The sequence below is a fragment of the Microcoleus anatoxicus genome (assembly GCF_042465725.1).
Classification (GTDB): Bacteria; Cyanobacteriota; Cyanobacteriia; order Cyanobacteriales; family Microcoleaceae; genus Microcoleus; species Microcoleus anatoxicus.
In genome coordinates this window covers 4,396,545-4,414,292 of sequence record NZ_CP120853.1, presented here as the reverse complement: position 1 = coordinate 4,414,292, position 17,748 = coordinate 4,396,545, and the positions used below count along the sequence as shown (strand labels likewise).

Sequence of the window (17,748 nt, the reverse complement as noted above, 5' to 3'; positions counted from 1 at the left end):
GCTATATCGCCCCAGTCAACCTGAACTTTCAACCCCAATATTTGTCTGGAGGTTTCACCAACAATAAACCTATCATTACGTACTAAGCCTGTTAATTCTGAGGGTTTAATTCAGACGGTAATTCAAACTTCCCATCTGCACCAGCTTCAAACTCCATAACTGTCAACACAGCATCCACATTCAGCGGCCCGTAAATATGGGGATACATATCTCCGGCGGCCGGTTCATACTTAACCTCTGCTTCCACTTTTTCCGAATCTATCCACAGCAAAAGTAATCCTGTTTGTCCGATAAAAAACTTATTGGCACTTCTAGTAATTTGCGGGATTGTCGAACAGTGGATGAATCCTTCAGAGTCTAGGGTATCGCCGCTATAGAATTGAAGCTGTTTTGCTTCTTCCCACTGTTGGCTTTTAGCAATGTGAAATATAACGCTCATAAATTGATAAGTTTAAGGTAAAACAATCTGCTTTTGGATACAAAGTTTATTCAATTATCAGCCGATATTAGCATAGCATAAAATGGAGGCAGAGCCTCTAGATATGCGTTACCAGGCAGAGCCTGGTCACGAGATTTGAATCGAGGCAGAGCCTCTAGATATGCGTTACCAGGTAGAGCCTGATAACGAGATTTTACAACAGTTTAAATATGCGTTACCAGGTAGAGCCTGGTAACGAGATTTTACAACAGTTTAGCAGGGCACGAGTACATCCGATCGCCCTAATACTCTCATATCTTCCTCATCAAGTTCTACAGGCATACCGCTGCGTATTAGTTCCACAAAATCCTCATTAGGGACCATGATGCACAAAGCATACAACCGTTCGCTACCAGTATTCTCAATTAGGTGGGTGCTGGTGGGTGGCACCAACAAACTATCTCCCGCCCTAATACTAACAGTTTTGCCATCACAGGTTGCTCGCCCTTGTCCCTTGAGTACAAAAAACATTTCTACTGCTAATAAATGTCGATTGGGAGGAGTTTTGCCACCCACATCAAAAATTTCGATACAAACTGTTAAGGAACTATTGGCTGCTGCGGGATCGAAGACGATGGCTAATCTATTAGTATCCCGTGGACTAATGCGAAATGCTTGGTAGTCTTGGGGAGACTTTGACACGGGAATCATGCACTGATTTGTCATGTTTTTATTATGGTAAATTATCCGTTGTTATGTTTTTAATGTCATTAGCGAGGGAGCCAGAGTCATTAGTTTAGGATTTAGGTATGGGTGGCCAGAAACCGGGTTTTTACGAGAAGACCCGTTACAGGCGACAAAAACTGCAAAAACCCGGTTTCTTTGGTGCTGGTTGTTATGTTTCTGATGTCATTATGACTAATGACTGCTGACTAATGACTGCTGACTAATGACTAAGGACTGACTGCTATTTAATTGCTTCTAACATAGCCTGAGAATCTGACAAAAAACCAAAACATTGCTTAACGTTATATAGAGTAGCTTGCCAGCAATAATCTGGCGATGTCGTAGCAGTACAATCTTTGACCAAAATGCAGTCATAACCGAGGAAATTAGCATCTTGCAGCGTCGCCATCACGCACTGATCGGCGTTGACTCCTGCAAAGAAAAGTGTAGTTTTGCCAAGGTTTTTGAGAATACTATCTAAAGCAGTATCCCAAAAGCCACTCATCCGATATTTATCAATGCAAATATCCTCCGGTTTCACTTCCAATTCATCGACAATTTGCGCCGCCCAACTGCCAGCCATTAATACAGAAGCACCGTTTTTTGGTAGCGGATCTCCCAAGCCTATACCGTCTCCTGTGGGATTGTAAACGTGACGGGAAGCTGCGCTAATATTGAGCAAATCGGGGCGGTTTCCCCAGTTGATCCAAATAATGGGAATTGCGTGCGATCGCAATTTTGGCAGTAAATTTTGTAAAGGAATAATTGGAGTTCTCGCTGGCGTTACATCTACGCCAATATGTGATAGCCAACCGTCGGGATGACAAAAATCATTTTGCATATCTATCACCAACATTGCAGCTTTGGCTAAATCCACACGCAGCGTTTTAGTTTGTGTTTCCAAAGTTACAATTTGGGGAGGCAGTTGGGGGCGAGTGATGTCGGCAATTTTGGCATCAACTTTCCAAGCATTCGGCGGCACGCCCAAGGTACGGAGATTTTCAGGATTCATAGGTTCTATCGCACAAAACTAATTTCAATTTTATCACCATTTTTTTACTTACTAATTTACCAAAGGTGAAGATTTTCAGCTTAATAAATTAACAAAAATTAAACACAGCTATTCTGACATTTTTTTGGGGATTCGATATAATTAAATTCTCCTAGCCTAGATTATAGTCAAATCTAGATATCTTAAGGAAACTTTTATAATAATTCATCTGTAATTCAATATGCTAAAACCCTTGGGGCGCAGCCAGTTTTAGCCCAGACCAATCGTAAAATATAAATAGATGTGAAATCTTCACCAGCAGGGGTCAATCTGTGAGCTTTACAATTCAAAATGTTTTAATTCCCGTTGAGGGTGGTTATGAAACCGCAGAGGTGCAGGTGGTGGATAATTGCATAAGTGCGATCGCCAAAATCTTTGCCGCCACGCCCACCTCTTAGAAACCCGCGCCCAGAAACAATTAGCTCAAGAAAAATATGGTTGTAGCGCCGTAGCACACTTGCAACAAATTGGGTTCTTGAGTTCCAGAACATCCCTAGCACACTGTGTTTGGTTGGACGATGCAGACATTGCAATTATGGCAGAAACCAAATCCACAGTCGTCCATAATCCCCTCAGTAACCTACGTTTAGGAAGCGGTATCGCACCAATTTTAAAATACCGTCAAGCGGGAGTAAATGTTTCCTTTGGTTGCGACGGTGCCGCTAGGGCGTGTTTTCAAACCCAAAGATCCCCCCCAGCCCCCCTTAAAAAGGGGGGGAAAGAGTCTTTAAGTCCCCCTTTTTAAGGGGGATTTAGGGGGATCTAAATCTTAAGGAGTAGTTTGAAAACACGCCCTAGCAAGCGCCAATCAGCAATGGTGACTGAAATTGAGGCTCATTACCGCCAAGTGATGAATTTGCCCGATCGCTCTGAGTAAGGTAAAATTGACATTTAGCCTTTGTCACTAACATAAGGTAGCCAAGGGTAATTGGTAATATGTACAACAAGTTGATGATTAAACTACACCGATCGCAGAGGATACTGGCTTTAATAATTGCTTTTGCGATCGCCCTCACATCCACCGCCATCTTCTCTCCCCGTGGCTGGGCTCAAACTCCCCCAAAAATGCCTACAAAAACCGAATTGCGCGGCATTTGGTTGACCAACATTGACAGCGATGTCATCTTCTCCCGCAAAAACATAAATGACGCTGTAAATCGCCTAGAAAAACTTAATTTTAATACCATATATCCTACCGTTTGGCAAGGGGGTTATACCATTCATCCCAGCGCTGTAGCCAAACGAGTATTCGGACAATTAAACGACCCCGTACCAGCATTAAAAGGGCGAGATGTTCTCAAAGAAATCATTACAGAAGCACATAAAAAAGGGATCGCAGTCATCCCTTGGTTTGAGTTTGGTTTCATGGCTCCCGCCAAATCGGAATTAGCGAGATTGCACCCCGACTGGCTGGCGAAACGACGCGACGGTTCAACTATTTGGAAAGAAGGTATAGAAGATCGGGTATGGCTGAGTCCTTTTCATCCCGAAGTGCAGAAATTTATCCAAGATTTAGTTGTGGAACTTGTGGCAAATTACGATCTAGATGGGATTCAATTTGACGACCATTTCGGCTTACCCTCAGAATTTGGATATGAACCGCTAACGGTTTTAATGTACCAAAAAGATATCAAAAAACCTCCCTCGAACGACTCCCGCGAAACCTTCTGGGTGCGCTGGCGTGCAGACAGAATTAATGACTTCATGGCGCGACTTTTTAGAGCTATCAAAGCCCGCAAACAAAAATGTATTGTTAGCTTATCTCCAAACCCTTTTAACTTTGCCTTACCCGCTAGTTTGCAAGACTGGTTTACCTGGGAAAGACGCGGTTACATTGAGGAAATTGTGTTGCAGGTTTATCGCAGCGACATCAAGCGTTTTATTCAGGAACTCGAACGGGAAGAAGTTAAACTTGCTAAGCCTCATATTCCCACAGCGATCGGTATTTTAACGGGTTTAAAAAATAACCCGGTTCCCCTCAAACAAATTCAAGAACAAGTACAAGAAGTGCGAAAACGAAACTTTGCCGGTGTCTCATTCTTTTTCTATGAAAGCTTATCAAATTGGGCCAAAGAAACTCCCGAAGAGCGAAATACGGCATTCCGAGCATTTTTTCCCACAAAAATACAGCGTCCGTCAGTTTAAAATATTGTAGGATGTTTGTAGTCAGCACTTTAGTTCCCAGAAGCAGGAAGCAGGAAGCAGGAAGCAGGAAGCAGGAAGCAGGAAGCAGGAAGCAGGAAGCAGGAAGAAGGAAGAAGGAAGAGAATTCCCAATTCCCAATTCCCAATTCGCGATTCCCAATTCCCAATTCGCGATTCCCAATTCGCGATTCCCAATTCCCAATTCGCGATTCCCAATTCGCGATTCCCAATTCCCAATTCGCGATTCCCAATTCCCAATTCCCAATTCCCAATTCCCAATTCCCAATTCCCAATTCCCAATTCCCAATTCCCAATTCCCAAATTATGAATGTAATTCCCGCGATCGACTTATTGGATGGAAAATGCGTCAGACTCTATCAAGGAGACTACGCCAAATCCCAAACTTTTAATGACAACCCCGTCCAAGTCGCCAGACAGTGGGTCAACGAAGGCGCAACCATGCTACATTTAGTAGACCTCGACGGGGCTAAAGCAGGTCATCCTGTCAACCAAGCAGCCATTGAAGCCATTGTCAGAGCCGTTGATGTTCCCTGTCAAGTGGGAGGCGGAATGCGCGATCGCACTTCCGTGGCTGCTATCCTTAATTTAGGCGTTCGGCGGGCAATTCTCGGCACTGTGGCTGTCGAAAAACCGGAATTAGTCGGTGAATTGTGCAGCGAATTTCCCGGTCAAATTCTGGTCGGTATTGATGCCAGAAATGGTAAAGTTGCAACTAGAGGCTGGCTAGAAACATCGGAAGTTTTAGCAACAGAATTAGCACAGCAAATGGCAGAATTAGGTGCTGCTGAAATTATTTATACCGACATTCACCGCGACGGTACAATGGAAGGGCCAAATTTGGAATCTTTGCGCGAAATTGCCAATGCTATTTCGATTCCGGTGATTGCTTCGGGTGGTGTTAGTTCGATCGCAGATTTGTTGAGTTTGTTAGCCTTGGAAGCAATTGGTGTCAAAAGTGCGATCGTTGGTAGAGCCATTTATACTGGAGATATCTTGCTAAAAGAAGCAATTCAAGCAGTAGGTCAAGGGCGATGGCAAGATGTTCCTCCCGATTTGGGTTCTTCAAGTTTTGCTTGAGCTTCATGTTGAGTTAAGTAGCTATAAAATAGCTAGCAGTTATCACTGTGGCAACTCACCTTTAACAGCGAACAGTCACCGTAGAATCGTCCTGATTATCCTCACCTAACTCATGTTTGTGAACCATACAATTACACCCTTAAGTTCTGGGATGGCATCCCTAGTTGCTCCCATACCTTTGTTAGCAACCGTCGAAGCCGAATATTCTCCCATCGTCCTCAGCGGAGTTTTACTTAGTTTAGTCGTGATTTATCTCGCCAGTAAACTAGGTGCAGAAGTAGCTAGAAACTTCGATTTACCCCCTGTTTTGGGTGAATTAGTCGCAGGGGTAATTGTCGGAGTATCGGCCTTACACCTCATCGTCTTTCCCGAAGCTGGGCTGTCAGCCTCAGACTCTGGGATTATGACTGTTCTGCAATTAATTAATCATCTCTCCCCAGCAGCCCTCACCAGTATCTTTGAATCTCAGAGTGAAGTCATTTCAGTGCTAGCTGAATTGGGTGTAATTATTCTGTTGTTTGAAATTGGCCTAGAATCGGATCTCAGACAACTTAAGGAAGTCGGAATTCAAGCTGTTGTTGTCGCCTGTGTTGGCGTGGCAGTTCCCTTTGCCGCTGGTACTGCGGGCTTGATGATTTTCTTCCATACTGCGGCGATTCCAGCGATTTTTGCCGGGGCAGCTTTGACGGCAACTAGCATTGGCATTACATCGAAAGTTTTGTCAGAATTAGGACAACTGAAATCTAAAGAAGGTCAAATAATTGTCGGTGCGGCGGTGATTGATGATGTGCTAGGAATTATTGTCCTAGCTGTTGTTGCTAGCTTAGCTAAAACTGGTGAAATTGATGTGGTTAATGTCATTTATTTGATTGTTAGTGCCACTGCTTTTCTGCTAGGTTCGATTCTGTTGGGTGGTTTCTTCAACAAAACCTTTACTGGGGTTGTAGAGACACTCAAAACTCGTGGCAATATTGTGATTCCGGCCTTTACTTTTGCCTACTTCATGGCATTTCTGGGTAATGCCATCCATCTGGAAGCGATTTTGGGTGCGTTTGCTGCGGGCTTGGTTTTGGATGAAAGCGATGCACGCAATGAGTTGGATGAATTGGTGAAACCTATCGCCGATTTATTTGTTCCCGTCTTTTTTGTGACGGTGGGAGCACGGGCGGATTTGGGAGTTTTGAACCCCACAGTACCGGATAATCGGGCGGGACTTTTGATTGCTGTTTTCTTGATTTTGGTGGCGATTATTGGCAAGCTAGTTACAGGCTGGGTGGTTTTTGGTCAGCCGGGAATTAATCGATTGGCGATCGGAGTTGGGATGATTCCTCGCGGTGAAGTCGGGTTAGTTTTTGCCGGCATTGGTTCGGCGAGTGGGGTTCTTGATAAACCCTTGGAAGTGTCGATTATTATCATGGTGATTCTAACAACATTTTTGGCACCACCATTTCTGCGGATTGCTTTTGGTGATTCCGTGGAACCGCCTGCGGAGGGGGAACCTTCTAAGGAGCAAATTGTTTGATTGAGGGAGTTTGAGCCTCTTCGGAATTAATATTACTCACAGCCGGGACACTCCAAGAACCCATTAGTGTCAACTTAAGCCTGAAAGCCTTGATAAATCTCGTTTTTACCTAACTCTAGATCCCCCTAAATCCCCCTTAAGAAGGGGGACTTTGAGAAGACTCTTGTCCTCCCCTTCTTAAGGGGGGTTAGGGGGGATCAAAATCTAAGAGTCAAACAGCAGTATCTGACTACCTTCGACCTTAAGTTGACACTAATGGGCAGTGCCGTCTCCCTACAATTAATTGGGGTAGCGACACGGCACGTGCAGTCTCCTCTATATCCTGACTTATTTGCGGAAAACTGAAGTGATAATCACCGTAATCGTAGCACTTGCAATCAGAGTAAATGCAAGTTGCACAACCCATTGGGTAGCTTTTTGGTAGTTGTCGAACTTGTCATTGAATCTGTCGGTTTTTTCATTAGTTTTTTCAACTTCAGTCGATAGCTTGTCTAGCTTTTCAATAACATTAGTTAGTGTCGGCTCGTTACTTGCAGTAGTTGTCATTGGTGTTTCCTCAAACTAACAATACTTAGCTACAATTATATCATAATTAAAATTTGATATTATCGCTCAATCCGTGACTTTCCCTCTCATTGCTTTAATCTGCCCTCGCTTAGTTTTGCTATCGAGACGTTTACGCTGGGAACTACGAGTTGCTTTGCTGGGTTTGCGCCTTTTTGGTATGACGATCGCACTTTTAATCAATTCTTGCAGTCGTTTTAATGCTTCTTCCTTGTTCTGTTCTTGGCTGCGGTGTTCCTGTGCTTTAATCACAATCACGCCTTCAGAGGTAATGCGGTTGTCGCTGATTTGTAATAGTCGCTCTTTGTAGCGATCGGGTAATGAGGATGCTGGGATATCAAAGCGCAGGTGAATTGCACTCGCCACCTTATTTACGTTTTGTCCTCCTGCGCCTTGAGAGCGAATCGCACTAATCTCGATTTCGCGATCGGCAAGGAACACTGTGTTAGAAATTTGTAGCATGATTTATTTATAATTATTAACGGAAACCCTGAATTTTTGAGAATTGATAATAGGTGCAGGGATACAATCAATGATAACTGAAAATTTTGCCAGCAATGGGTGATACAATAGCCAACAGGCTCAACTACACATCGACCTATGCCATCATCAGGAGTCCAATACTTAATTATCAATGCCCTGGAAACTCTCGACTTGCTCATCTGGAGAATATATGATGAAGAAAAGGGCTTTTGGTACATCGAAACCCCTAGTCGAGTTTTACCAAGAGCTGCTATACTACAAAGTGGCGAGATTGTTCGTATAGACGAGCTTGAAGACTATGACGAAACCGCATGATATTAGAAGAGAACAAGACCGCAGATTAGGAGAATTAATGGCGATCGCACGTCAGAGATTTCTCGATGCAGGCGGCGATCCCCGACACCCGCCATCAGGTTTAAAAGGCGATGATTACATGACAGACGCAGAAAGACAAGAAGCACTGACGATCGCCCGATCGCTCTTTAACGACCAATATATTAAAAGCTATCTCAAAAACAAACGTCAAAACAATTTACAACCCCAGATAAATTCGTAAGGTGCGCCGAAACGCACCCTACAAAAACTAATTAATCCGTAGTTCCAGTTTGCAGCGACTCTTCAGCAGCCTGAGTCCACTCAGAGTGGAAGAATTCACCGCGCGGTTTGTCGATGCGCTCGTAGGTGTGAGCCCCGAAATAATCCCGCTGCGCTTGCGTCAGGTTTTGCGGCAATCTTTCGCGTCGGTAGCTATCAAAATAATCCAGCGAGGCGCTGAATGCCGGCACTGCAATCCCCAGGGTGCTAGCAGTAGACAACACTTCCCGCCAAGCTGATTGGCGATCGAGAATGCTCTGTTTGAACTCCGGCGCTAACAACAAATTCGGCAACGCAGGATCGTCCTTGAAAGCTTTTTTAATCTTGTCCAAAAAGCCAGCCCGAATGATACAGCCGCCCTTCCAAATGCGGGAAATTTCGCTCAAACTCAAGTCATAACCGTAGGACTTCGAGGCCGCGCTCAACAGCGCCATGCCTTGGGCGTAGGAGCAAATTTTCGAGCAGTAAAGAGCATCGCGAACTTTGTTGACAAACTCTTTAGTATCGCCTTCATACTTGCCGCTAGGCCCCGTTAATTCTTGGGAAGCTTTGACACGCTCCGCCTTGTAAGAAGACATGATTCTGGCATTCACAGCAGCAATAATTGTCGGAATACAAACGCCCAATTCCAAAGCACTCATTACAGTCCAGCGGCCAGTACCTTTTTGGCCCGCTGCGTCCATAATCACCTCAACTAAGGGCTGCTTAGTTTCCGAGTCAATGTACTTGAAAATATTCGCCGTAATTTCAATCAAAAACGAGTTGAGCTCGTCAGTTGTATTCCATTCTGCAAAAACTTCCTGCAACTGCTTACCGTCCAATCCAGCCACGTTTTTGAGCAAATCGTAGGCTTCAGCAATAAGCTGCATATCCCCGTACTCAATCCCGTTGTGAACCATCTTCACGTAGTGACCAGCGCCACCAGGACCGATGAATGTGACGCAGGGGCCGTCATCTACTTGAGCCGCAATTTTAGTCAGAATTGGCTCTAGTATGCCGTAAGCAGCGTGGGTGCCACCGGGCATCAAGCTAGCACCATTCAGCGCGCCTTCTTCGCCCCCGCTGATGCCCATGCCGACAAATCCCAGTCCGGCAGCTTCTAAATCTTTGGTGCGACGTTCGGTGTCATCGTAAAGGGAGTTGCCGCCGTCAATAATCATGTCGCCCGGTGACAGCATGGGTTTGAGCTGGTCGATGACTGCATCGACTGGTTTGCCCGCTTGCACCATGACTAAGATGCGGCGCGGGGTTTCTAGGGCATCGACGAATTCTGTCAGAGTCTTGGCGGCTACAATGTTTTTGCCGGGGGCGCGTTTCGCCATGAATTCGTCGGTTTTAGCTGCTGTGCGGTTGTACACAGCTACAGAGAAGCCTCTGCTTTCGACGTTGAGGGCTAGGTTTTCGCCCATCACTGCTAGACCGATTAAACCAAAATTTTGCTTTGTCATGCTAAGTAATCCGCTGGTTCCGTTTGATGATAGGTTTGCGAGAGAGGAAAGCGAGGCGGGGTTTAGCGCTTTCCTGTGGACAGAAAGTATCGAACAATAGACTTGATGTCAGTTTAAGTGTATTTTTATATGCTAAAAATTGATGTTTGGTGAATCAGTAGGGTTTTTTTAAGATTTAAGGGATATTAAAGAGAGCGGTGGGTGATAATAAAGCAGATATTAAATCGATCGCAGTAACGGTAGATACAAATTAGCCAAAATTTTCGATAAAAGTTAGGAGACTGTCACTATGGAAGATTTGCAGTATCTCGCGGCCTGGGTGAAGGAGCAACACGCTCGCGAGTATATTTTGACTTGGCTGCTGAGTCAACAGGGGCTGTGGTGGTCTGATGGGGACATTTATCAGGCGGTTTTGCAAAAGTCGGGAAAGCTTTTGAAAGCTTATGTTCAAAAAAGGCAAGCGGGAGAGTTATTTGAGGGGATTTCTGAGAAGTTGGGTTCCGATGATAATTGGGATGATTTGGCGGCGAGTTTGGCGCGGATTGTGGCTGTTTATCAAGAGGAATTATCGCATTTGCAAGAGCGCGATCGTAAGGGTGATGGGCTAAAAAAAAATGATTTAAATAGCAGTACAAAGTTGACCGGGGATGCTTTGCCAGTTTTGGAAGTGCAGCAAGCTTTGCCCGATCCTTATGCGGACACGCTAACGGGGAGATAGTCATTAGTCATTAGTCATTAGTCATTAGTCATTAGTTATTAGTCATTAGTCATTGGTCATTAGTCATTAGTTATTAGTTATTAGTCATTAGTCATTGGTCATTGGTCATTGGTTATTGGTTATTAGTTATTAGTCATTAGTCATTAGTCATTAGTCATTCGCGCCCAAAATCCTTACGCTAATACCATTTTCATAAAGTCCTACTACAAATGTAGTTCTTAGCCCCCCCTTAATAAGGGGGGGTTGGGGGGGTAGATATGTAGCGCTACTTTATGAAATTGGTATAACCCACAATTCCGCCGGGGGTTGAAAACCCCCGTCTCATAGCGAAAGTCCTCTCAAAGAGGACTGAAAGACAGATTTTTGAACAAGCATTGCATTGCAATATCTCCCCAGTCGGTTTCAACCGACTTTCGCTATGAGACAGGGGTTTTAACCCCGGTTGGACTGTTTGTTTAACTCTAAATATAGCTGCTGGCTTGACGGGTGAACATCGAGCAGTAAATTCCGTTTGATGCTATCAATTCGTCGTGAGTTCCTATTTCTGCTATTTTACCGTTTTCCATCACGGCGATGCGATCGGCAATTTTGGCCAATCCCAACCTGTGGCTGATGACAATCGTGGTTTTCCCGGCGGCGATTTGGCGGAAGATGGTGTAAATTTCGTGTTCTGTCTTGGGATCGAGGGCGGCGGTTGGTTCGTCAAAAATTAGGACTTCGGCTGTAGAAAGCCGCATTAAGGCTCGGGCGATCGCAATTCTCTGCCATTGTCCCCCGGATAAGTCGATGCCGTCTTCTAATTGTTTGCCTAAAGGTGTTTCTAAACCTTGCTCTAAACTGTTGACTTTAGCTGCAATTCCTGCTTCGTTCAGGGCTTCGTTGATGGCGGTGTCATCCGACAGGGAAAGCAAGTCGCCGAAACCGACGTTTTCTCGGACTGTGGAGGGGAAACGGGCGTAATCTTGCATGACTACGGCGATGCGCGATCGCACGTATGCTAGAGGGTACGATCGCAAATCTTTGCCATTCCAGGCGATCGCGCCTTCAGTAGGATCGTACAGGCGACCGAGGAGTTTGCCAAGAGTTGTCTTACCCGCGCCATTTTCCCCGACAAGCACTAGCATTTCCCCCGGATTAATCGTTAAGTTGATATCTGTAACTGTGTTTTTAGTGCTACCGGGATAGCAAAAAGATAAATGCTTAATTTCGATGCCAATTTTATCTGTTGTGGGGTGACTATCTTGGCTGCCCTCTGGTAAACTAGGGAGGCGAGACACCACATCCCCAAGGGGAGACTGCAATTCCGGTTTCAGATCCAACAGTTGAAAAATCGGACTAACACCGAGAGCAATATCGTACAAATTAGTATAATTATTAATCAGTAACTGCAAACTTTGCTCGACTTGGACAATCAAACCAGAATACAGCGCCAAATCTCCCAAAGTGTAGCGCCCTCCCAAAGCTCCCATTACTATATAAACAAAGGGCAAAGCTACTCCTATTCTACTAATAATTGACCACAACAGTACAACAATTGCTCCCTTTTTTCTAATTGCCTGCATATCGCTAAAATACTGCACAAACTGACCTTGCCAACGTTTGAGCCAAAGTTCTTGCAAGCCAAACAAACGCAATTCCTTAGCGTATTCTTCTCCTGTTAATACTCTAGCAGATAAATTCATTTCTCGACTAATTTTAGCTTGCTTTTTTTGAATTTTCCAGATAATTTTAGTATATTTTCTTTCGATGTAAATTGAGGGAATTGAGGAAATTAATATCACCAGAGGAACCCACCAAGCTATAGCAGCAGCAAGGCTGACAGATGGAATAAAAATAAAAATTCCTGTGATTGTCATGCTGATGGTGAATGCTAGTTGCTGTATTCTCGATATTCCGGTTTTTGCTAGTTCTACAATATTTAATAGCTCGGGGTTTTCAAACAGGGCGATATCGTCGAAGTTGGCGACTTTTTCGAGAACTTTTCCTTCAACTGCGCCTTGAAGGCGATCGCGCAAAGATGTGACTGTAAAGGAACTGATGCTATCGATGGAATCGCCGATTAATTTGAGACTCAAGACTCCGACAATACTCCACAGCAAGATTGGGTGAGAAAGCATCAAAGCTAAAGGCTGTGCTGTTCGGGTTTGCGACAGCAGCTTAGATACTTCATCAATGATTAATTTATCTAAAAATAGGACGCCAGATGGGGCTGCACCGCGGATGACGTTGAGTAAGATTAAATTGCGGAGTTCGATCGGTGCGGCTTTGATTATGAGGCCCAGACTGCGCCGCAGAGCTTGGAATGTGGTGATTTTGATGGGTTGCATAGTTTGTGGGTAAGTGTCGGGTCTACTCATCCGTGGAGGCTATATTATAACAAAGGTGCTTTTCATGATCTATTCTTACAGACTAAACTCTGGTATTCCCCATATCCGAATAGTTCCATCACCATGACCACTAATAATTTGTTTTCCATCTGGCGTAATTGCAAGGCAATAAACGCAACTATCGTTTGTAGAATACTCTTTTATAGAGTGAAGTAGTTCTCCAGTATTTAAGTCCCAGATTTCAATAAACGACTCATAATCATAATCGTCATTTATTTTATAACTAGCTGACACAATTCTTTGACCATCGGGTGTAAGTGTAAAATCTTTAACTGTTTCAGCAGAATTTTTTAAAGTTAGCCGAACATCTGGATATTTCTTCGCCGTTAAATCCCAGATTTTAATCGTTTCATAATTGCTAGTGATGAGTGTTTTACCATCTGGTGTAATAGCTAAAGCAGAAACCCATCCCATATTCCATCCTATAATCGTTCTCAATTTTCCTGTGTTTAAATCAAGTGTATTTGAACAATATAGAGAGTGTCGTGCCTCATTACTCTCTAAATCCCAAATGTTAATACTGCTATCTATCAGACTATTCCAATCCCCACTAATGCCATTATCTATAACTGCACCAATAGTGCTATCCCAACCTGCACTAACAAGTGTTTGCCCGCCTGGAGTAATAGGAACACACTTAACAATGTTAATACTGCTATCTATCAGACTATTCCAATCCCCACTAATGCCATTATCTATAACTGCACCAATAGTGCTATCCCAACCTGCACTAACAAGTGTTTGCCCGTCTTGAGTAATAGGAACACACTTAACATAGTGTGTATTATCTTCTAGGTTACTAAGTAAATCTCCGGTGTTTAAATTCCATATTTTTATAATAGGCTCGTCCCACCAACTACTACTAATAAGTCTTTGTCCATCTGGTGTAATAGCCAAACCAGTAACAGATTCAGAATAACCATTGATAATATTAAGACATTCAAAATATTTATAGGGATTGTCTTCTACAGCCAAAACAAAGACATCAGCAGAAGCGCCTAAGTTTGCACTCGCTTCACTCAAACAGAAACGACTGATAGATAGGAAAATCCTAGCTACTACCTTTTGCAGCTTTTTCCAAAACCACCCTTCTAAAGCCGTAGGAAAATCTAATACATTTGGTTCTACAATTGTGTCAATATCTGTTGTTCGATCTACCTCTATATCTAGTTGTTCGTCAGCTTCTACTATCGTATCCGTCTCTTGAATTGCCTCGAATTCCTCTGTACTTATATCTAATTCTTGTGTCTCATCAACTATTGAATCATCTAAATTTTCCTCGGTATCTGTTGAACCTGAATCTAAAGCAAATATTTCTTGGAGCAGCATTTCATAGGAAATTAAGTAAGATATTATTCTGCTAGAAATCCCAGTATATAAAAAGAGCTTTCTTATATCTTGCGTATACTTGGGAGCTAATTGAGATGTTGCAGTTACTTGAAAATAACCTTGATCATTCTGAGTAAAAGTTAATGTCCCATCTTGATCAATTTTACCTCCGGTTGTTTCCCAATAAACCTCACCGGCCACGATGGGAGAGCCGAATTGATCGAATCCTTTAGCAACAAATGTTTGCTGTTCGCTTGATTTAAGATAAACAAAACCAGGTTGAACTTCTAAACGTTTTAAGACAGGTAGGAGAATCACTTTAGCTGTATCGCTAAATTTTCCTAATTTTGCGGTGACAGTAACTTCGCGCTTGTTATAATTGCCTTTAAAATCACCTTTATCAGTAATTGAGCCACCATTAGTAGTCGTCCATATAACATTTGTTATGTCTAAAGGATCGCCCACCTGATCGAATCCAGTTACAGTAAAAGTAAATGCTTCTTCTGGTTTAATTTCTACCTGTTCAGGAGATATTTTTAGCCCTCTCAGAACAGGAATAACAGTAACTTCAGCATTAGCGCTTAAATGTCCTACATTGACGGTTACTTGAGAATCACCTTTTTGCTGTTCTCCACTGCAAAAATTGCCATGTCGATCGATCGAACCCTCTGTTACATTCCATTCTAGATCGCTGACAGATATTTCTTCACTTCGTTGATTTAAAGCAACCAAATTAAATCTTTGGCTTTGTCCTGGCTCTAAAGTAACAGATGAAGGTAAAATCTCTATAAATGTTAACCGAGAAGGTTCGTAAACTTTAACTTCTGTGCAAGTGTTAATTGTCCCTACACTTGCTTTAATAATAACAGTGTCTTCTCGTTCTCCAGCATAAAATATGCCCCGATTATCAATGTTTCCACTAATTGCTGACCAAGTAACTTTTCTAGTTTCTATGTTGTCACCATACTGATCTACTCCCTTAACTTGAAACTGAAAACTCTGCCCAAACTCTAATTGAGATATTGAGGATGTAACAATTAGTTCTGTTAGCCTCGGAGGTTCAATAATTCTCACAGGAATACGTCGCACAATTGAACCGGCTGAAGCGATAATTTCAAATTTATCTGCTTCTTTTCCAGCTACAAAATTGCCATTTTGATCAATGGTTCCTCCTCTATTACTTACTGACCAACTAATTGCTCCAGTTTGGATATTGTCACCATACTGATCTTTGCCTTTTACTTGAAACTGAAAACTCTGCCCAAAGACTAATTGCTCTATTGAAGATGTAATAATCAGTTTATCTAGCTTGCGAGGAGCAATAATAGTAATGGGAATACGTCGCACAATTGAAGCGGCTGAAGCTATAATTGAAAATTTACCTTGCTTGCTTCCAGCTACAAAATTGCCGTTTTTGTCAATCGTTCCGCCTCCGCTTACTTCCCATAATACAGTTTCCTGCATGAGATTTTTGCGTTGATCTAAAACTTTTGCTGTAAATTTTTGAGTATTACCAAACTCTAAAGTAATGCTAGAAGGAGTAACAGAAATCTCAGTGATTCTAGGAGGCTGAATAATAGTAATTGTGACAGAAGTCTCAAAAATCCCTATCTTTGCTTTAACTTCAAATCTTCCTTCCCGTTGACCTGCTGTAAATAAACCCTGTTCGATTTTACCGCCTGTAGTTTCCCATTTAATATCTTTAGCGTTAAGGTTCATCTCTCTATTATTCTGGTCTAAAGCTTTGACAGTAAAATATTTATCTTGGCCACAAAGGAGTGCTTGGAAAATTTCATGAATAACAATCTTGCTTAATTTTGGATAAGAACATCCCTTAATAGCATGAAGTGGTTTTCCTGTTTCTGGTTCCAATAATGTTACCCAATCTTTACCTGCAACAGCAAGAGTTTTGCCATTAGGACTAACTGCTACAGAGCTAATAAAATCAGGCTGCTCTGGTAAAGTGTAGATTATTTTATTATAATTATATCTTAAATCAAAGATTTTAATTTCTCTGGAAAGACCTACTATAAGTATATTTTGATTGACATTACAAGCTAGAGAATTAATTGATTGATTATTTGGGTAAGTCTTGGTGCATTCTAAATTTTGAAAAGGTAGTGCAGAAGAACCTTGATTAGCTGCTCCATTAACAATCAATCTACCTAATACCCAAGCCCCTACAGCTATAGGCCCTCCTAATGAAAATCCCGCTACAGTAGCTGCTACATCTACTAAACCTTTGCCCAAAAATGAACCTGATTGATTTGAAGATTCTTCTCCAGATTTTGATTGCCAAAATTTGACAACACCATCACGACTTCCACTAATTAAGGTTGTGTTGTCTGAAGTAATAATTAAAGATTGAATCCAAGCTGAATGTCCTTCAATACTGCGTATGAGTTTACCGCTATCTAAATTCCATAAGGTGATTTTATTATTAGTGCTTCCACAAGCGATAACTTTTCCATCATGGCTAATACATAAGCTCAAAATAGAAGATAGTTCCTTTGGATCTTGTAGAGTTTCATTTAATTTCCCCGTATTTAAGTCCCATATTTTGATGGTTTTGTTGGTACTACCACTAACAATGGTTTTTCCATCAGGAGTGATAGCAACAGCAGTAACCCAATTAGAATACCAACTTAGATCAATTAATGTATGAATAAGCTGCCCTGTTTTTAAATTCCATACCTTAATATTTTTGTCTGCACTTCCGCTAACTAATGTATTACCATCGGGACTAATAGCAACAGACAAAACCCAGTGCGAATGTCCTTCAATACTACTAATTATTGCCCCTCTTTGCAAATCCGATACCCAAATCTTTTGCCAACTCCCTCCTACTAGAATAGTATTATCTGGGCTGATTGCCAGAGAAGTAATAACATCTGTTGGGCAAGCTGTTAAGCTTTCTGGTGTATTTGCCCTCAAATAAGAGTTGTCACCACGAAAAACTCTGTAGGCAAATTGTTTAACTAGATCAGATTTATCTTTGATAGACTGTTCAATCAAAAGTTCTAAACCTGGTTGACCATAATTGAGAGTTTCTGATAAAGCAGCAAGTCTTTCTTGCTCACTTTGACTAGATAACTGCTTCTTAAATTCTTCAATTCTTGTAGACATTCTATTTCTCTCCCAAGCATTAAGTTTATGATTTTTTGGCAGCGACAAGCAACAAATTAGCTAGGTGATAGGGTTCTCCCGTAAATGTGGTGGTAATAAAATTTCATGTAGATTATAACTGATTATGAGTTAATCATTGT

The 17,748-nt window shown here is 42.4% G+C and carries 17 protein-coding genes; 8 read left to right on the top strand and 9 right to left on the bottom strand.

The features are described from left to right. Positions 1-91: 91 nt before the first annotated feature. From P2A85_RS19170 to P2A85_RS19160, 3 genes are all read right to left on the bottom strand, one after another. Positions 92-439, bottom strand: coding sequence for a DUF952 domain-containing protein (locus tag P2A85_RS19170; RefSeq protein WP_377474767.1), 348 nt, complete (start codon positions 437-439; stop codon positions 92-94). A 252-nt stretch (positions 440-691) separates the two neighbouring features. Further along, positions 692-1,129, bottom strand: a complete 438-nt coding sequence (locus tag P2A85_RS19165) for a cupin domain-containing protein (protein ID WP_377474765.1) — start codon at positions 1,127-1,129, stop codon at positions 692-694. 256 nt (positions 1,130-1,385) lie between these two features. Next, entirely contained in the window at positions 1,386-2,156 is a 771-nt protein-coding gene (locus P2A85_RS19160) for a cysteine hydrolase family protein (RefSeq protein ID WP_377474763.1), read from the bottom strand. A 311-nt stretch (positions 2,157-2,467) separates the two neighbouring features. Between P2A85_RS19160 and P2A85_RS19155 the strand changes: the two genes are divergently transcribed. From P2A85_RS19155 to P2A85_RS19145, 3 genes are all read left to right on the top strand, one after another. Continuing rightward, the gene (locus tag P2A85_RS19155) at positions 2,468-2,593 is read left to right on the top strand and encodes a hypothetical protein (RefSeq protein WP_377474761.1); all 126 of its coding nucleotides are present in this window, start codon (positions 2,468-2,470) and stop codon (positions 2,591-2,593) included. Continuing rightward, positions 2,545-2,940, top strand: coding sequence for an amidohydrolase family protein (locus tag P2A85_RS19150; protein ID WP_377474759.1), 396 nt, complete (start codon positions 2,545-2,547; stop codon positions 2,938-2,940). Before P2A85_RS19155 ends, P2A85_RS19150 begins: the two co-directional genes overlap by 49 nt. A 206-nt stretch (positions 2,941-3,146) precedes the next feature. Then, positions 3,147-4,340, top strand: a complete 1,194-nt coding sequence (locus P2A85_RS19145; RefSeq protein WP_377474758.1) for a glycoside hydrolase family 10 protein — start codon at positions 3,147-3,149, stop codon at positions 4,338-4,340. A gap of 29 nt (positions 4,341-4,369) precedes the next feature. Here the strand turns inward: P2A85_RS19145 and P2A85_RS19140 are convergent, their stop codons facing one another. Beyond that, positions 4,370-4,660, bottom strand: a complete 291-nt coding sequence (locus tag P2A85_RS19140) for a hypothetical protein (RefSeq protein ID WP_377474757.1) — start codon at positions 4,658-4,660, stop codon at positions 4,370-4,372. Between the two features lie 3 nt (positions 4,661-4,663). On the opposite strand from P2A85_RS19140, the gene hisA reads away from it, so the two are divergent. Together hisA and P2A85_RS19130 are read left to right on the top strand one after the other, a co-directional pair. Continuing rightward, positions 4,664-5,437, top strand: coding sequence for a 1-(5-phosphoribosyl)-5-[(5-phosphoribosylamino)methylideneamino]imidazole-4-carboxamide isomerase (hisA, locus tag P2A85_RS19135; RefSeq protein ID WP_340550744.1), 774 nt, complete (start codon positions 4,664-4,666; stop codon positions 5,435-5,437). Positions 5,438-5,549: 112 nt separating this feature from the next. Beyond that, positions 5,550-6,959: a cation:proton antiporter gene (locus tag P2A85_RS19130; protein WP_377474756.1), complete on the top strand. Its 1,410-nt coding sequence runs from the start codon at positions 5,550-5,552 to the stop codon at positions 6,957-6,959. 327 nt (positions 6,960-7,286) lie between these two features. Here P2A85_RS19130 and P2A85_RS19125 read toward each other — a convergent pair whose 3' ends face one another. Beyond that, the gene (locus P2A85_RS19125) at positions 7,287-7,505 is read right to left on the bottom strand and encodes a hypothetical protein (protein WP_377474754.1); all 219 of its coding nucleotides are present in this window, start codon (positions 7,503-7,505) and stop codon (positions 7,287-7,289) included. A gap of 66 nt (positions 7,506-7,571) precedes the next feature. Then, positions 7,572-7,985 (bottom strand): alternative ribosome rescue aminoacyl-tRNA hydrolase ArfB, encoded by a 414-nt coding sequence (gene arfB / locus P2A85_RS19120; RefSeq protein WP_377474752.1) that lies wholly within the window; start codon positions 7,983-7,985, stop codon positions 7,572-7,574. 138 nt (positions 7,986-8,123) lie between these two features. Here arfB and P2A85_RS19115 point away from each other — a divergent pair, with 138 nt between their 5' ends. After that, complete coding sequence (locus tag P2A85_RS19115) at positions 8,124-8,321, top strand: hypothetical protein (RefSeq protein ID WP_333364861.1); 198 nt, start codon at positions 8,124-8,126, stop codon at positions 8,319-8,321. Further along, positions 8,305-8,562, top strand: a complete 258-nt coding sequence (locus P2A85_RS19110) for a hypothetical protein (RefSeq protein ID WP_377474750.1) — start codon at positions 8,305-8,307, stop codon at positions 8,560-8,562. Before P2A85_RS19115 ends, P2A85_RS19110 begins: the two co-directional genes overlap by 17 nt. A 31-nt stretch (positions 8,563-8,593) precedes the next feature. On the opposite strand, the gene gnd is transcribed toward P2A85_RS19110, so the two are convergent. Next, positions 8,594-10,048: a decarboxylating NADP(+)-dependent phosphogluconate dehydrogenase gene (gnd, locus tag P2A85_RS19105; protein WP_377474748.1), complete on the bottom strand. Its 1,455-nt coding sequence runs from the start codon at positions 10,046-10,048 to the stop codon at positions 8,594-8,596. Positions 10,049-10,337: 289 nt separating this feature from the next. On the opposite strand from gnd, the gene P2A85_RS19100 reads away from it, so the two are divergent. Then, the gene (locus P2A85_RS19100; RefSeq protein WP_377474746.1) at positions 10,338-10,766 is read left to right on the top strand and encodes a hypothetical protein; all 429 of its coding nucleotides are present in this window, start codon (positions 10,338-10,340) and stop codon (positions 10,764-10,766) included. Positions 10,767-11,227: 461 nt separating this feature from the next. Here the strand turns inward: P2A85_RS19100 and P2A85_RS19095 are convergent, their stop codons facing one another. Both P2A85_RS19095 and P2A85_RS19090 read right to left on the bottom strand, forming a co-directional pair. Beyond that, positions 11,228-13,123 carry an ABC transporter ATP-binding protein gene (locus tag P2A85_RS19095; RefSeq protein WP_377474744.1) on the bottom strand — a complete coding sequence of 632 codons (1,896 nt, stop codon included), beginning with the start codon at positions 13,121-13,123 and terminating at the stop codon, positions 11,228-11,230. A 45-nt stretch (positions 13,124-13,168) separates the two neighbouring features. After that, entirely contained in the window at positions 13,169-17,608 is a 4,440-nt protein-coding gene (locus P2A85_RS19090; RefSeq protein WP_377474742.1) for a WD40 repeat domain-containing protein, read from the bottom strand. Positions 17,609-17,748: the final 140 nt, after the last annotated feature.

What these genes read in the sequence shown, in the direction of transcription:
- P2A85_RS19130 (WP_377474756.1), top strand. Translation starts at nt 5,550, where the DNA reads ATGTTTGTGAACCATACAATTACACCCTTAAGTTCTGGGATGGCATCC.
- P2A85_RS19115 (WP_333364861.1), top strand. Translation starts at nt 8,124, where the DNA reads ATGCCATCATCAGGAGTCCAATACTTAATTATCAATGCCCTGGAAACT.
- P2A85_RS19160 (WP_377474763.1), bottom strand. Translation starts at nt 2,156, where the DNA reads ATGAATCCTGAAAATCTCCGTACCTTGGGCGTGCCGCCGAATGCTTGG.
- P2A85_RS19100 (WP_377474746.1), top strand. Translation starts at nt 10,338, where the DNA reads ATGGAAGATTTGCAGTATCTCGCGGCCTGGGTGAAGGAGCAACACGCT.
- P2A85_RS19145 (WP_377474758.1), top strand. Translation starts at nt 3,147, where the DNA reads ATGATTAAACTACACCGATCGCAGAGGATACTGGCTTTAATAATTGCT.
- P2A85_RS19165 (WP_377474765.1), bottom strand. Translation starts at nt 1,129, where the DNA reads ATGATTCCCGTGTCAAAGTCTCCCCAAGACTACCAAGCATTTCGCATT.
- P2A85_RS19095 (WP_377474744.1), bottom strand. Translation starts at nt 13,123, where the DNA reads ATGAGTAGACCCGACACTTACCCACAAACTATGCAACCCATCAAAATC.
- arfB (WP_377474752.1), bottom strand. Translation starts at nt 7,985, where the DNA reads ATGCTACAAATTTCTAACACAGTGTTCCTTGCCGATCGCGAAATCGAG.
- P2A85_RS19110 (WP_377474750.1), top strand. Translation starts at nt 8,305, where the DNA reads ATGACGAAACCGCATGATATTAGAAGAGAACAAGACCGCAGATTAGGA.
- P2A85_RS19125 (WP_377474754.1), bottom strand. Translation starts at nt 7,505, where the DNA reads ATGACAACTACTGCAAGTAACGAGCCGACACTAACTAATGTTATTGAA.
- gnd (WP_377474748.1), bottom strand. Translation starts at nt 10,048, where the DNA reads ATGACAAAGCAAAATTTTGGTTTAATCGGTCTAGCAGTGATGGGCGAA.
- hisA (WP_340550744.1), top strand. Translation starts at nt 4,664, where the DNA reads ATGAATGTAATTCCCGCGATCGACTTATTGGATGGAAAATGCGTCAGA.
- P2A85_RS19090 (WP_377474742.1), bottom strand. Translation starts at nt 17,608, where the DNA reads ATGTCTACAAGAATTGAAGAATTTAAGAAGCAGTTATCTAGTCAAAGT.
- P2A85_RS19170 (WP_377474767.1), bottom strand. Translation starts at nt 439, where the DNA reads ATGAGCGTTATATTTCACATTGCTAAAAGCCAACAGTGGGAAGAAGCA.